The following is a 14,524-nucleotide window of genomic DNA, read 5'->3' on the forward strand; positions in this document are numbered from 1 at the left end:
ATCGCGATGCCTTGTCTTGCCGCGGCTTGGCCACCGGTGCGCCGGCTTATCTTATGACGACACGCCCTAGGCCCGCCTGGCTCAGGCGATCTCGACCGGATGCGCCAGGATCGCGTTATAGAGCACGCCGTGGTCGTTCCAGGGCACCGACTCGGGCTGGCAGTTGCCTTGCTCGTCGGTGGCGCGCACACGGATCTCGTGGGCGCCGACGGTGGCCTGCCAGGCCAATGACCAGCACACCCAGGCCGCCGGCTGGTTGATATCGCCAAGGTCTGCGGCCTGCCAGGGGCCGTCGTCGATGGATACCTCCACGTGGGCCACCCGGCCTTCACCGGAAAACGCCCGCCCGTGCAGGCGCGTGGCGCCGGCCGGCATACGTCCCGGCCAGTCCAGATCGATGAAACTCATCACCGGCATGACGGTTACGGGAACACCGTCTGCCGGGGCCTGGGCCGGATAATCCGGGCCGGCCAGGGTGTAGTCCTGGGTGTTCCAATGGGTATAAAGCCGCCGACGTGCGACCTTGATCCGCCCCAGCCATTTCACGCTGGCGGCCCCCAGCCAACCGCTGACCACCAGACGCGCCGGCGCGCCGTGGTCGGCCGGCAAGGGCTCACCGTTCATGGACAAGGCGATGAGCGTGTCGTCGGCCAGGGCTTTTTCGATCGGCAGGGGGCGTGAAAACCGATCGGCGTCCAGGCCTTCGGGCAACACGTCGACGGCGTCCTCGCGCACGCCGGCCCGTGCCAGCACATCGGCCAGACGCACGCCGGTCCATTCGGCCACGCCGATGGCCCCGCGCTGCCACTGAGCGTTACCGGCCTGGCGGCCATAGTCGCGCTCGAAGAACGTGCGTGCATTACCGGCACATTCGATCGCTCGGATGCGCGTGATGCGCGGCAAGGCGGCCAGATCCGCCAGGCCGAGCGACACCTCTCGTGCCAGCCCGTCGCCTTCCAGGCGCAGGCGCCAGGTGCCGGCGTCGATGATCGGTGTAGGGCTGTGATTGCGCACGTAGAAGGCATGAATCGGCGTGAGATAACCGGTGAGTTGGCTCAGCCGTGTTTCGGCATTCGCGCGCTCGCCGTTGGGCACGGATAGAAACGAGGCGTCGGGCGTCGATTTGTCGAGATCCGGCGTGTCGGGCATGGCTTTGATCGGTGTGGCGTGCAGCAAAATCTTACGGCAGGGCCACGCGCGTTGCTTGGAAACAGTTACGATTGAACGTTCTGAAACCACGGGGGCACGTATGACCGAGCAAGTGCCAGACGACGAGACCGCGATTTCCGGGTTCATCGAACGTATGGGCCTGTCGGCCCAGGGCGACGGCCTGCCGCGAATCGCCGGGCGAATACTGGGTTATTTCATCGTGCACGGCGGGCCGACGAGTCTGTCGACGCTGGCAGCGTCACTGTCGGTCTCGCGCGCCTCGATCAGTACCAATGCCCGCATGCTGCGTGATCTGGGCGTGCTGGATGCCACGTCGGTACCCGGCGATCGCCAGGATTATTATCAGTTGGCGCCGCGCCACTACGTACGCGTGCTGGAAGGCTATGTACAGCGCATGGGCGCGCTCGGCGAGTCGCTGGCCACGGCCGAGCGTGAAATCGGCGACGATCATGTCGCCGCCCACGAGCGCCTGGCCGATATGCGGGCCTTCGTGACCACCGCGCGGGCCCAGACCCGCGAGCTGATCCGCACGCTGGATGATGATTGAGCCGGTCGTGACATCCGTGGCTGATATGCTCGCCCCACGGCCCGGCCACGAATCCTTTTATGTTGTGTACTGATCGATCACACGCGGGCCCCTGCGGCTGATTCGGCGATGGATGCGTTCTGGTTCTCGGCCACGGTCTGGAAATACATCTCGATTCCGGTGTTCAGCGCGCTGGTGGGTTATGTGACCAACGTGGTCGCGCTCAAGATGATGTTCTACCCGCTGGAATTCCGCGGGGTCTGCCGGCCTTATCTGGGCTGGCAGGGCATCGTGCCGCGCAAGGCCTCGAAGATGACCGGCGTGGCCGTGGATACGCTGACCGATTCGCTCATCGACGAGGACGAGATCTTCGGCCGGATCGATGCCGATGCCCTGGCTGCGGTGCTTGAAGGCCCCATGCGCCGCGAAACCGGGCTGATCGCCGAGCAGATCATGCAGGAGCAGCACCCGGCGCTCTGGGCCCGGCTGCCCACGGCCGTGCGCGATGAGATCAAGCGCCGACTGCGTGCGCGGGCGCAGCATATCGTGGCTGCGGTCAATGCCGACATGCGGGCCAATCTGTCGTATTTGTTCGATCTCGACGGCATGATCGTCAAGGCGCTCGTGCGCGATAAATCGCTGCTCAACGACATCTTTCTGCAGACCGGGCACCGTGAGTTCAAATTCATCGCGCGCTCGGGGCTGGTGCTGGGCGGGTTATTCGGCCTGATACAGATGCTGATCTGGCTGGCTTTCGACGGCTGGTGGCTGCTGCCCGTCTTCGGCCTGATCGTGGGCTTTGCCACCAACTGGCTGGCGCTGAAGATGATCTTTGCCCCGCGCCGGCCGGTGCGTATCGGCCCGTGGCGCGTGCAGGGGCTGTTCTTCCGGCGTCAGAACGAGGTGGCCGAAGACTATGGCCGACTCGTGGCCGAGCGGGTGCTCACGCCGCGCGCGCTGGTCGATGAGATCCTTTACGGGCCTTATGCCGACAAACTGAATGCGATCGTGCGGCATGAGGTCGCCACCGCGGTGGATGAAGCCCTGTCGCGGATGCGCCCCTTGATTGGCTGGGCGCTGGGTGAGGCTGATTATGCCGCGCTCAAGACCCGGGCCGGAGAAGAGACCGTGGCCCGCATGCCACGCGTTCTGGCCGATGCCGAGCCGTATTTCCAGCGCGCGCTGCGTATCCGTGAAACGCTGACCGAACGCCTGAGCGCACTGAACCCACGGGCCTTCGAGGCCATGCTGCGCCCGGCCTTCGAGGAAGACGAATGGATCCTCGTGGCCGTGGGTGCAGCGTTGGGCCTGGCGGTGGGCTGGTTCCAGCTTGTCGTGGTGTTCTCCGATGTCTTCGTGGCGCGTTTCGGCGCGTTGTTTTAACGCCTGGGGTCGTTCATGAGCCAAGACAAACCGTTTTCGCCTGCCGCCGCCGGCAAGCCCCTGGGCTGGTTGCGCCGGACCTGGCGCGATGCCGAGCACTGGCCGCTGGCCGGCCAGGCCTGGCACGCCGCCCATGCAGCCGAAGACCGCGCGTTGGCCGAGCTCAAGGCGCGTCTTGATGCGCTGGATCAACCCGCGGCACGGCCGGCCGAGGCTGAAGACGCCGCCGGCGTGGATGAACAGCCGCCGCCGGAATGGCTGTTGGCCGATCTGTTGCAGCGCGAGCGCAGCGTGGATCCCGATCGCGCCCGGCGCGATCTGTATCGCCAGGTGCTGCGACAGCTCGTGCCTGACGAGGTCGCGATCCTGCGCGTGATCGCCCAGCGCGGCGTTGCCACGTTGTGTCATATCGGGGCCAGTCGTCTGCCGGCCGGGCCGGTCTCGTCGCTGCGCCTGGAAAACGCCAGCGCCGTGGGCCAGGAGGCCGGCGTGTTGTTGCGTGAATGCACCCCGCAATACATGCATCACCTGCTCACGCTCGGCCTGCTGCGCGTGGGCGATGCCGATACGCGCCTGGAGGCCGACTACGAGCTGTTGCTGGCGGATCCCGGCGTGCGTGAGGTCATGGACGACGTGCGCGAGCGTTGGCGCTGGTATCCACGCGTCCTGCGGCATTCGGTCACGTTGTCTCATCTGGGCGAGGCGCTCTGGCGCGACTGTTATCCGGCGGCCCGTGCCATCGACAAGAAAAGAGCGCGTTACTGATCGCTGAGCCGTAGCGAATAGGACTGGACGAAAATCGTCGCCGCAGCGACACTATCCGACCGATAGAAAAGAATTATTTTCCGCCGGCGGCACGCACGCACACCGGTGACAGGGAGGAGCGTTATGAGCGAGACGGAACGACAGACCGTCAGTGCCTGGGATATGCTGAAACCCACGTGGGACAAGTTCGAGCGCTTGCCGGCCTTGTTGAAGGGGGTGGCGGTGATGTTGCGCTCGCGTTTCAACCCGCATTTGTCGATCGCCGCGCTCATCGAGCAGCACGCTGCCAAGAAAAGCGACCATCCGGCACTGACCTTCGACGACAAGACCTGGTCATACAGCGCGTTCAACGGCCAGGCCAATCGCTATGCCCATGCCTTTGCTGCGGCCGGCATCAAGCGCGGCGAGACGGTGGCCCTGCTCATCGACAATCGACCGGAAACCCTGATTCTGGTGGCTGCACTCGCCAAGCTTGGCGCGGCCGCGGCCATGTGCAACACCAAGCAGCGCGGCGACGTGTTGGCGCACAGCGTGACCACCGTCGAGCCCAAGGCCATCGTGGTGGGCGATGAGCTGGCCGAGGCCTACGACGAGATCGCCGATCACGAAGATATCGGGCGGCTGGCGCATATCTGGCGCATGGGCAACCCGCATGATGATCTGGATCTGGCGGATACCGGCCGCACCGATCTGATCGCGGCCGCCAAGAGCCAGTCAGACGCAAACCCCAAGACCACCGGCCAGGTCGAATCCACCGATACCTGTTTCTATATCTTCACCTCGGGCACCACCGGCATGCCCAAGGCCTCGCGCATGAGCCATCGACGCTGGTTGCGCGGCGGGGCCGGGCTGGGCCTGCTGGGCCTGCGGCTCGGCGCGGATGATCGGTTCTATTGCGCGCTGCCGCTGTATCACAACAACGCGCTGACCGTGTCCTGGGCGTCGGTGCTGTGCTCGGGGGCCACGTTCTGCCTGGCGCGCAAGTTCTCGGTCTCGAACTTCTGGGACGATATCCGGGCCCACGACGCCACGGTGTTTTCTTATATCGGCGAGCTGTGTCGCTATCTGCTGTCGGCCGAGCCGGGCCCGGGCGACAAGAAACATCGTGTGCGTGCGGTCGTGGGCAACGGCCTGCGCCCGGATATCTGGGACGAGTTCAAGGCACGCTTCCAGATCGGGCGGATCTGTGAGTTCTACGGCGCCAGTGAAGGCAACCTGATCTTCGTCAACGGCTTCAACATGGAGCGCACGGCCGGCTTCTGCCCGTTGCCGTTCGCGGTCGTGGCCTATGACACCGACACCGAAAAACCGGCCACGGACAGCCAGGGCAGGATGCAGGAAGTCGAGAAAGGTGAGATCGGTCTGTTGTTGAACAAGGTCACCGATTTCGCGCCGTTCGAAGGCTATACCGACGAGGCTGCGGGCGAGGCCAAGCTCTATCGCGGCGTGTTCAAGAAAGATGACTGCTATTTCGATACCGGTGATCTGGTGCGCCGCCAGGGCATGCGTCATATCGCGTTCGCCGACCGGCTGGGCGATACCTTTCGCTGGAAGGGTGAAAACGTGGCGACCACGCAGGTCGAAAACGCCGTCAACGCCTTCGACGAGGTCGAGGAATCCGTGGTCTACGGCGTGGAAGTGCCCGGGGCAGACGGTCGGGCCGGCATGGCCGCCATCACGCCGGTCGGAGACGCCGAGCACTTCGACTGGGCCGGCCTGGCCCAGCACTTGAAGCGCGAACTACCGATATATGCGGTACCGGTATTCGCACGCATCAAGCCCGAACAGGAGATGACCGGCACGATGAAATATCGCAAGGTTGATCTGAAAAAAGACGGCTATGCGCCGGACTCCGGCGATACCGTCTATCTGCTATCCGGCGACGACCCGGGCTACCAGCCCATTGACGAGGCCACGCGTGACAAGCTCGATGCTGGCTCGTTATCGCTTTAGAGCCACGGGCTTTAGAGGCTACGGGCTGCGGATTGCGCAGCCCGTAGCAGATTCAAGCAGAATCGATATCCTCGCCCGGCAGACGCGGGTCGGATTCGGTGGCCTCGTAGTGTTGGGCGCCGAAGATCATGGCCCGGAACATGATCTTGGCCTCGCGCGCCATCTCCGCAGCCGATAGCCCGGTCTCTTCGGTCAGCCATTCGGCGACCAGTTCATTGAACATGCCCACCAGGGCCACCGCCGGCAGCCGATAGTTGCGCGCCGGCAGATCGCCGGCCTCGGCCATCAGTTCGGCATAGCGCCGGATGATTTCAGCCAGCGCATGCGTGGTTTCGCGCCGTTTCTTTTCCATCGCCTCGGACACGCCCACTGCCTCGATACAAACGATGCGCCCGCGTCGCGGGTCGTCCAGCAGGAACATGACGCTGGCCTCGATGGTGTCGGCCACGCGCTGGGTGAGCGACTCCCGCCCGTGGGTCAGCGCGTTGCGGATGATGTCTTCCATATCCGTGACGAGCGAGGCGTAAACGGCATGCAGGATCGATTCGCGCCCCCCGAACTGCTCGTAGAAATGCCGCGTGGATACCTTGGCCTGGCTGCATACCGCCTCGATCGGCGTCGAGGCATAACCGCGCTCGCCGAACAGGGCGGTGCCGGCCGCGATCAGCCGCTGATGGCGCTGACGCCGCAGCTCTTCGGCTGACAGGCCGCGATAGCCGCGGCGCCGGCTGCCGACACGTGCTTTGGAGGAGGAATCGGTCACTAGAGAGCTCTCGCTTGACGACGGTCTGTAGGTTGGTATTATCTGAAAACCCATCTTTTTGAAAAGGGGCATTTCGTATTTCTTTTCAAAAAAGATACGAACCCTGATCGGTGCGAGACGAGGTCGTCATGATTGGATTGATTGCTGCGGTGGTTCTCATCGCTCTTTACTGGACGCTGCTATATCGCGGCGTATCGCTTTCTGTGTTTACGGCCGTGACGGCCGTGGCCATTGCTGCGCTTTGGGCCGTGGGTATTCTGGGCCCGGTCGGCGTGACGATCGTGGCCGTGCTGTTCGCGATCCCGGCGATCGCGTTCAACGTGGTGCCGCTGCGCCGCAACCTGTTGACCAAGCGCCTGTATACGGTCTTTCGCAAGATCCTTCCGGAGATGGGCCAGACCGAAAAAGACGCCATCGAAGCCGGCGAAGTCTGGTGGGAAGGCGAGATGTTCCGCGGCCGGCCCAACTGGAACCAGCTGCTGGACTTCAAGCTCACCGAGCTGACGGCGAAGGAGCAAGCGTTTCTGGATAACGAAACCGAAACGCTGTGCTCGATGATCGATGACTGGGAGGTCAACTTCGAGCGCAAGGACCTGCCCGAAGAGGTCTGGAACTATATCCGCGGCAATAATTTCCTTGCGATGCTCATCCCCGAGAACATGGGCGGCCTGGGTTTTTCGGCCTACGGCCAGTCCTGTGTTGTGGCCAAGATCGCCACGCGCTCGTTGACCGCGGCCGTGACGGTCATGGTGCCCAACTCGCTCGGCCCGGGTGAGCTGCTCACCCATTACGGCACCAAGGAACAGCAGGATCGCTGGTTGCCGGGTCTTGCCAGTGGCAAGGAATTGCCGTGTTTCGCGCTGACCGGCGTTGAAGTCGGTTCCGATGCGGCCCAGATGCCTGATCGCGGCATCGTCTGCAAGCGCCAGATCGACGGCGAAGAAGTGCTGGGCCTGTCGCTGACGTTCAACAAGCGCTACATCACGCTGGCCCCGGTTGCCACGGTCATGGGCCTCGCCTTCAAGCTCAAGGACCCGGACGGCCTGCTGGGGGATCCCAACACGGTGGACTACGGCATCACCTGTGCGCTGCTGCCCACGGACACGCCGGGCGTGAACATCGGACGGCGTCATTTCCCGGGGGCGGTCTTCATGAACGGCCCGATCCACGGTGAAGACGTCTTCGTGCCGATCGATTCGATCATCGGCGGCAAGGAAAAAGCCGGTAAGGGCTGGCGCATGCTGGTCGAATGCCTGTCGGCCGGGCGTGGTATTTCGCTGCCGGCGCTGTCCACGGCTACCGGCAAGGGCATGTACGGCATCACCTCGGCCTATTCACGCATCCGTCGTCAGTTCGGCACGGAGATCGGCAATTTCGAAGGCGTGCGCGAAGGCCTGGGCGTGATCGGCGGCTATGCCTATATTCTGGAGAACGTGCGTAACCTGACGGCCTCGGCGGTGGATCACTGCACGCCGTCGGTGGTCACTGCGATGATCAAGTATCACTCCACCGAGATGATGCGCACGGTCATCAATCACGCCATGGATATCCATAGTGGGCGCGGCATCATCATGGGCCCGCGCAACTATCTGGCCGCGGCTTATCAGGCGCTGCCGGTTGCCATCACCGTCGAGGGCGCCAACGTCATGACGCGGTCGTTGATGATCTTCGGCCAGGGGGCCATTCGTTGTCATCCGTATGTGCTTTCAGAGATGGAAGCCGCGCATAGCGATAACTTCGATAAAGGCCTGAAGGATTTCGACAAGCTGTTGTTCTCGCATATCGGCTATACCGTGAACCGCATGGTGCGCTCGTTCACGCTGGGCATTACCGGCTCGCGCCTGGCCAAGGCGCCGGTTGATAACGAGATGTCGGATTATTACAAGCACATGGAGCGTTTCTCGGCCGCGCTGGCCTTCTCGGCTGACTTGTCGATGGGCAGCCTGGGCGGCGCGCTGAAGCTCAAGGAATCCACCTCGGCACGCCTGGGTGATGTGCTGTCGCACCTGTATATGGCCTCGGCCACGTTGAAGGCCTTTGAGGTCAACGGGCCGACCGAGGAAGACAAGGTGCACGCCCAGTGGGCAATGGAATATCACCTGCACGAGATTGAGAACGCCTTCTTTGAGTTCGCGCGTAACTATCCGATCAAGGGTCTGCGCGGCGTGCTCAAGGCCGTGGCGTTGCCGACCGGGCGCAAGTTCGCCGGGCCGTCGGATGAAATCAACGCCAAGCTCTGTGACCAGATGCAGGCCATGAGCCTGGACTCGGCCTTCGGCAAGCGCATGAGCTACGACATCTATATCGGCCAGGGTGAGAACGACCCGACCGGCCGTCTGATGGGTGCCTTCAACAAGCTGCAGGAAGTGGATGCTTTCTACGGCGACTTCCTGCGCGGCGTGAAGAAGGGCGAGATCGCCGGCGAAGTGCTCGAGGATCAGTTGGCCGATGCCGTGGCCAACAACAAGCTGGACGAAACCCAGGCTCAGAAAATCCGCGAATACGACCGCCTGCGCTACGACGTGCTGTTGACCGACGACTTCTCCAAGGAGTATCTGGTTAACCCGAACTCCGAGGAAGGCCGCAAGGCCGAGCACGCCGAACAGGCGGAGCTGCGAAAGGTATCCTAAATGGTCGATTGGGCATGGCCCGGTACCCGTCGGATCGAGATCCGTGATCCCGATCTGACGGGGGTGACCGATATCAACAAGGCGGCCGAAATCGATGCCCGGCGTGTGGGCTTGTCCCCGCGCCGGGTCGATCGTATCTGGCAGGCCGTGGAAGATGTCTACCGCAGCCGCGTGCATCCGGGGCTGTCGTTCTGTCTGCGCCGCGACGGCGAGATCGTGCTCGACCGAGCGATCGGCCACGCGCGTGGCGTGGCGCCCGATTGCCCGCCAGGGCCCCAGAGCGTGGCCATGGCAGCGGATACGCCGGTGTGTATGTTCTCGGCTTCCAAGGCCGTTATCGCGGTGCTGACCCACAAGCTGGCCGAAACCGGAGCGATCGACTTGGACGCGCCGGTGTCACGTTATATTCCCGAGTTCAGCGGTGAAGGAAAAACGCACACCACACTGGCCCAGGTGTTGACGCATCGCGGCGGCTTCCCGTGTTTCCCGCGTGGAGACGGCAACGCCGAAGTGTTGCGCGACTGGGACGCGTGTATTGCGCGTATCTGTCGGGCCCCGGCCAATGCCGGCGGCGAAAGGCTGGCGTATCACGCCATGACCGGCGGTTATATCCTTGGCGAGGTGATCCGGCGGGTGACCGACAAGCCGCTGACCGCTTATTTGGACAAGACGCTGCGCAAGCCCCTGGGCATGCGTTACTTCACTTATGGCCTGGACGGGCGCTCGCGCTCTCGCGTGGCGGCCAATCATGTGGCCGGCATGCCCGTGCGCTGGCCGATGTCCAAATGGGCCGAGGCGGCACTGGCGCGCTCGTTCGAGGATGTCGTGGCGTTGTCCAATGAATCGCTGTTCATGGATACCGTCATCCCCTCGGGCAATCTGTATGCCACGGCTGAAGAAATCTCGCGGTTCTATCAGATGATGCTCGACGACGGTCGCTACGGCGATCAGCAAGTGCTGGCGCCCGAAACGGTCGCGCGTCTGCGACGCCCGGCCGGGCGCCTGGCCATCGATCATATGCTCAAACTGCCCATGCGCTATAGCCAGGGCCTCATGTTGGGAATGAATCCGGTTGGGGTGTATGGGCCAATGAGTGGGGCGGCTTTCGGCCATGTTGGCTTCATGAACATCTTCGGCTGGGCCGATCCGGATCGCCGTCTGAGTGTGAGCTTGTTGACCACCGGCAAGGCGTTGCTCGGCGGGCATTTGATTCCGCTCGTGAAGATGCTCGGGCAGGTCAATCATGAATGCGGCGGCTGGCGGCGTGGGTTATGACAGACACGCACGATAAATCGGTTGAACGCCGGGCCACGGGCTGGGCCACGGCCGGCCTGTGGTTGCGCGGTGGGCTTGATCTGGCCGGCGATATCTATCGCGGCACGGTGGATATGGTCGAAAACGTGCATGCCACGATCAGCGATCGCAGCCGGCCCGTGAATCCGACGGCACGCTTCGAGGCGCCGATTCGCCAGCTGGTTTATCGCCAGGTGCGTGATATCGGGGCCTTGAGTTTTGCCTTGTCGCGCGCCAGCGCGGCCCCCAGCGCGCGTTTTGCACCCTGGCCGCAGCACGCGCGCTCGGCGGATGTATCACTGCATCTGCAAAGCGCGCTCAACGGTGTTTGCGGTGATTACCTGGCCCGGCGTGCCAACGTGCTGGCCCTGGATATGGCGTTCGTCGATGCCAGCGGCGATATCTTCGATCTGGACGATGCCGCGGCCACCCCGCAACCGGGCGATGACGGGCGCGACCATCTGGTCGTGCTTATCCACGGGCTGGGCATGAATGATCGGCACTGGCAGGCCCGCGGCACCGACATGGGCGCGCGTCTGGCCGCCGACTTGGGCGCCACCACCTGGCGGCTGCGCTATAACACCGGACGCCCCATCGCCGACAACGGCCAGGCACTGGCCGAGCGCATGGAACAGCTCTGGCTGAGCGCCGAACGCCCGGCCCGCACGATCACGCTGGTGGGCCACAGCATGGGCGGCCTGGTGGCCCGGCGCGCGCTCGAATACGGCCACGGCGTGGGCCACGGCTGGGTGGGCTGTCTGGACGCGCTGGTCTGTCTGGGCTCGCCCCACCACGGCGCGCCGCTGGCTCGGCTGGGCCACCTGTTGGATCGGGGCCTGGCCTGGAGCGAATTCTCACGCCCGTTCACCGCGATACTCGATGCGCGCAGTGCCGGGGTCAAGGATCTGCGCGACGGCGTGGCCTGGGGCGGGCCGGCCGCTGACGAGGCGCCCGAGATCGGCTATCTGCTGATTGCAGCCACTCTGGGCCTGTCCGATGACGACTGGCTGGGAGAGAGCCTGGGCGATCTACTGGTCAATGTCTCGAGTGCCGCCGATGCGCGTTCGCAACGCACCGGCGCGGCGATCGCGCTCGAGGTCTTTCATCGACTGAATCATTTTGATCTGCTTTACGACGAGGCCGTGTATGTCCGGATACGCGACTGGCTCGTGGCACGACAGAATTCACACGTATTGAAGTATTAGATAACAAGGAGTCAACGATGAGCGATTATCTCGTCAACGCGGCGTCCAAGCCGGCTATGCGCAAAGTCATGCAGTCGATGGGCATTCCCACGCCTACCCAGCTGGCGCGCGCAGAAGGTGCCTACCAAGAAAAATTCCTGGACGGGCAGCGTGTTGTCGTCGGCGCCGGCAAGAACGCTGCCGCACGTCACGTCATCCAGCAAACGCTGGCGGGTACCGGGGCCGACGTCGTCGAGGCCAATGCCGAAGACGACAACAAATACGATGCGCTCGTCTTCGATGCCACCGGCATGACCGCGGCCCGTGATCTGCGCGCGTTGTACGAATTCTTCCACCCGATCGCTCGCCAGCTCACGCGTAACGCCCGTGTGGTCGTGCTGGCCAGTGATCCCGACGCGATGGAAACATTGGCCGGCGCCACGGCTGCCCGGGCCGTCGAAGGGTTCACCCGCTCGTTCGCCAAGGAAATCGGCAAGTTCGGCTCTACCGTCAACCTCATCTATGTGGCCCCGGGGGCCGAAGACCGGGCCGCGGGGCCGCTCCGGTTCTTCCTTTCGGACCACAGCACGTTCGTCGACGGCCAGGCCTTGACCGTGAAAGCCACCGGCCAGATGCCGGCCGAGATTCCGACCACCCAGCCTCTGGCCGGCAAGACCGCGCTCGTCACCGGTGGTGCCCGGGGCATCGGTGCCGCCACCGCCGAGCGCTTGGCCGCCGAGGGCGCGCACGTTGTCTGTCTGGATATTCCCCAGGATCAGGACACCCTGGAACAGACCGTGGGCGAGTTCGGGGGCACCGCGTTGCCGCTGGATATCACCGACGACAACGCCCCGCGCCAGATCGCCGATTTCATGAAAGAGAAATTCGGCGGTGTGGATATCGTGGTTCACAACGCCGGTGTCACCCGCGACAAGACTCTGGCCAACATGCCCGAGCACTACTGGGACATGGTCATGGCCATCAACCTCGAAGCCATTCTGGCGGTCGACGGCGTGCTGACCGATGAAAAGATCATCAACGAGCACGGCCGCGTCATCTGTCTGTGCTCGATCGGCGGCATCGCCGGCAACCGCGGCCAGACCAACTACGGCACGACCAAGGCGGGTCTTATTGGCTTCGTCCAGCGCCAGGCCGATGCACAAGCTGCGCGCGGCGTGACCTTCAACGCCGTGGCACCCGGCTTCATCGAAACCCGCATGACCGCCGAAATGCCCTTTGGTGTGCGCGAAGGCGGGCGGCGCCTGTCCTCACTGGGCCAGGGCGGCACCCCGCGGGATGTGGCCGAAACCATCACCTTTCTGGCCACGCCGGGCGCCGGCGGCTGCTCGGGCAATGTCCTGCGTGTCTGCGGCCAGAGCCTGATCGGCGCCTGATCCGACAACACAGCACTACAACCCAAAAGACCGCGGCATCGATCGCGGTCTTTTTGTTCCCGGTTCGCGGGTTGGCGCTACGATCGGCAGTTAAACCGGCGAAAAGCGATAGATTGTCTGACATCAGGATGTAATTTTTATTTATTTTTCCAACGAAATCAAACGGATGGAAAAAGTTAGCCGATTAAAATACCGGCATAAAAACCGGCAAGTCGGTTATCACAGACATACTTCAACAAAGCTTCGCCCGACTGGCTCATAACCGATCTGACTTACGGGCTTGCGCCCTACATGTCGGCCGACCCGGACCGTGTGTTGGCAAGCCAAGCGCATCGGCTGGCGCAGAAATCCGCCGCGCTGAGCGCGTTGCCGCCAGCGACGCGCCCCGCGCTGCAAAGCATGTTGCGTACGGTCAACACCTACTACTCAAATCTCATCGAGGGCCAGAGCACACACCCGGTCGCCGTCGATCGTGCGATACGAGCAGGCATGGAAACGCAAACGCCCGGCGTATTGATATCGCTGGCACTTCGAGAAGCCGAAGAAACCATCGCCACGCGACAGGCGGTCGCCGCTTTCGAGCGTCCCACAACCCCTGAATTTATCCGGCATATTCATGAGCTGATCTTTTCCAAGATCCCCGAGTCCGCGCGGCGAACGACCGCCGCCGAGGGCGATCGAACGATCGTGGTCGAGCCCGGGGTTTTTCGCGCAGTCGATGTACAGGTTGCACGCCATGTGACCATTGCCTACGGCCAGCTGGCCGGCGCGCTATCGCGTTTCGACGAGCAGTATCGGCCCGATCGGGTCAGCCTGCGCGGCGACCAGGGATTGATTGCCGCCGCGGCCGCGCACCATCGCCTGGTATTTCTATATCCCTTCGCCGACGGCAATGGACGGGTGGCCCGCCTGTTCAGCGGTGTCTATATTGATTCTGTTCTCGAACAGCCGGCGATATGGAGTCTTTCGCGCGGCTTGGCCCGTAGCCGTGAGCAGTATTATCGCCACCTGGCAGAAGCCGACGCGCCGCGGCAAGGCGATCTTGATGGACGCAGCCCGCGTAGCCAGCGCGCGCTGTATACGTTCTGCGCGTACTTCTTGGCCCGCTGTATCGATCAGGTGGACTACATGGCTGAGCTGCTGAATATCGACGGGTACAAACACCGAGTCGAATATCTTGTTCGCCAGGCCAATCAGAGCGCGCTTCCGGGTATTCCTCGGCTCGATTCGGGCGCCGAGGGCGTATTGAAGGCCGTCTTCATTGAAGGCGAGCTGACGCGCGCCGAAGCAAGCCAGCGCACCGGTTACAAGGAACGCATGGGCAGAAACGTGTTGCAACATCTATTGAAAGAGGGCTTGTTGGTCAGCGACAACCAACGTGGCCCCGTGCGCCCCGGCTTCCCCGCGGCGTATCTGGAATACTTATTCCCGAAAATGGCCGGCGCGGACTACTGACAGGCGGC

General features: G+C 63.4%; 11 protein-coding genes. 9 read left to right on the plus strand and 2 right to left on the minus strand.

Annotation, left to right across the window (positions count from 1 at the left end):
• Nucleotides 1-81: 81 nt before the first annotated feature.
• On the minus strand, nucleotides 82-1,149 hold the full coding sequence (locus tag SAJA_RS04460) for a sulfite oxidase (protein WP_123657464.1): 1,068 nt from the start codon (nucleotides 1,147-1,149) through the stop codon (nucleotides 82-84).
• Nucleotides 1,150-1,249: 100 nt separating this feature from the next.
• Here SAJA_RS04460 and SAJA_RS04465 point away from each other — a divergent pair, with 100 nt between their 5' ends.
• From SAJA_RS04465 to SAJA_RS04480, 4 genes are all read left to right on the plus strand, one after another.
• A complete protein-coding gene (locus SAJA_RS04465) occupies nucleotides 1,250-1,717 on the plus strand; it encodes a GbsR/MarR family transcriptional regulator (RefSeq protein ID WP_123657465.1) in 468 nt (155 codons plus the stop codon).
• A 108-nt stretch (nucleotides 1,718-1,825) separates the two neighbouring features.
• The gene (locus SAJA_RS04470; RefSeq protein ID WP_123657466.1) at nucleotides 1,826-3,079 is read left to right on the plus strand and encodes a DUF445 domain-containing protein; all 1,254 of its coding nucleotides are present in this window, start codon (nucleotides 1,826-1,828) and stop codon (nucleotides 3,077-3,079) included.
• Between the two features lie 15 nt (nucleotides 3,080-3,094).
• Entirely contained in the window at nucleotides 3,095-3,844 is a 750-nt protein-coding gene (locus tag SAJA_RS04475; protein WP_123657467.1) for an Abi-alpha family protein, read from the plus strand.
• Nucleotides 3,845-3,967: 123 nt separating this feature from the next.
• A complete protein-coding gene (locus tag SAJA_RS04480) occupies nucleotides 3,968-5,797 on the plus strand; it encodes a long-chain-acyl-CoA synthetase (RefSeq protein WP_123657468.1) in 1,830 nt (609 codons plus the stop codon).
• A 52-nt stretch (nucleotides 5,798-5,849) separates the two neighbouring features.
• Here SAJA_RS04480 and SAJA_RS04485 read toward each other — a convergent pair whose 3' ends face one another.
• The gene (locus SAJA_RS04485; RefSeq protein WP_245963227.1) at nucleotides 5,850-6,560 is read right to left on the minus strand and encodes a TetR/AcrR family transcriptional regulator; all 711 of its coding nucleotides are present in this window, start codon (nucleotides 6,558-6,560) and stop codon (nucleotides 5,850-5,852) included.
• 128 nt (nucleotides 6,561-6,688) lie between these two features.
• Between SAJA_RS04485 and SAJA_RS04490 the strand changes: the two genes are divergently transcribed.
• The 5 genes from SAJA_RS04490 to SAJA_RS04510 all read left to right on the plus strand — a co-directional run bounded on the left by SAJA_RS04490 (nucleotide 6,689) and on the right by SAJA_RS04510 (nucleotide 14,516).
• Nucleotides 6,689-9,190, plus strand: a complete 2,502-nt coding sequence (locus SAJA_RS04490; RefSeq protein ID WP_123657469.1) for an acyl-CoA dehydrogenase — start codon at nucleotides 6,689-6,691, stop codon at nucleotides 9,188-9,190.
• A complete protein-coding gene (locus SAJA_RS04495; protein WP_123657470.1) occupies nucleotides 9,191-10,465 on the plus strand; it encodes a serine hydrolase domain-containing protein in 1,275 nt (424 codons plus the stop codon).
• Entirely contained in the window at nucleotides 10,462-11,688 is a 1,227-nt protein-coding gene (locus tag SAJA_RS04500; protein ID WP_123657471.1) for an esterase/lipase family protein, read from the plus strand. Before SAJA_RS04495 ends, SAJA_RS04500 begins: the two co-directional genes overlap by 4 nt.
• A 17-nt stretch (nucleotides 11,689-11,705) precedes the next feature.
• Nucleotides 11,706-13,061 (plus strand): 3-oxoacyl-ACP reductase, encoded by a 1,356-nt coding sequence (locus SAJA_RS04505; protein ID WP_123657472.1) that lies wholly within the window; start codon nucleotides 11,706-11,708, stop codon nucleotides 13,059-13,061.
• Between the two features lie 291 nt (nucleotides 13,062-13,352).
• Nucleotides 13,353-14,516, plus strand: coding sequence for a Fic family protein (locus SAJA_RS04510; protein WP_123657473.1), 1,164 nt, complete (start codon nucleotides 13,353-13,355; stop codon nucleotides 14,514-14,516).
• Nucleotides 14,517-14,524: the final 8 nt, after the last annotated feature.

Origin of the sequence: Salinisphaera japonica YTM-1 (assembly GCF_003788585.1) — a bacterium.
Classification (GTDB): domain Bacteria; phylum Pseudomonadota; class Gammaproteobacteria; order Nevskiales; family Salinisphaeraceae; genus Salinisphaera; species Salinisphaera japonica.

What these genes read in the sequence shown, in the direction of transcription:
- SAJA_RS04500 (WP_123657471.1), top strand. Translation starts at nt 10,462, where the DNA reads ATGACAGACACGCACGATAAATCGGTTGAACGCCGGGCCACGGGCTGG.
- SAJA_RS04465 (WP_123657465.1), top strand. Translation starts at nt 1,250, where the DNA reads ATGACCGAGCAAGTGCCAGACGACGAGACCGCGATTTCCGGGTTCATC.
- SAJA_RS04460 (WP_123657464.1), bottom strand. Translation starts at nt 1,149, where the DNA reads ATGCCCGACACGCCGGATCTCGACAAATCGACGCCCGACGCCTCGTTT.
- SAJA_RS04510 (WP_123657473.1), top strand. Translation starts at nt 13,353, where the DNA reads ATGTCGGCCGACCCGGACCGTGTGTTGGCAAGCCAAGCGCATCGGCTG.
- SAJA_RS04480 (WP_123657468.1), top strand. Translation starts at nt 3,968, where the DNA reads ATGAGCGAGACGGAACGACAGACCGTCAGTGCCTGGGATATGCTGAAA.
- SAJA_RS04495 (WP_123657470.1), top strand. Translation starts at nt 9,191, where the DNA reads ATGGTCGATTGGGCATGGCCCGGTACCCGTCGGATCGAGATCCGTGAT.
- SAJA_RS04490 (WP_123657469.1), top strand. Translation starts at nt 6,689, where the DNA reads ATGATTGGATTGATTGCTGCGGTGGTTCTCATCGCTCTTTACTGGACG.
- SAJA_RS04470 (WP_123657466.1), top strand. Translation starts at nt 1,826, where the DNA reads ATGGATGCGTTCTGGTTCTCGGCCACGGTCTGGAAATACATCTCGATT.
- SAJA_RS04475 (WP_123657467.1), top strand. Translation starts at nt 3,095, where the DNA reads ATGAGCCAAGACAAACCGTTTTCGCCTGCCGCCGCCGGCAAGCCCCTG.
- SAJA_RS04505 (WP_123657472.1), top strand. Translation starts at nt 11,706, where the DNA reads ATGAGCGATTATCTCGTCAACGCGGCGTCCAAGCCGGCTATGCGCAAA.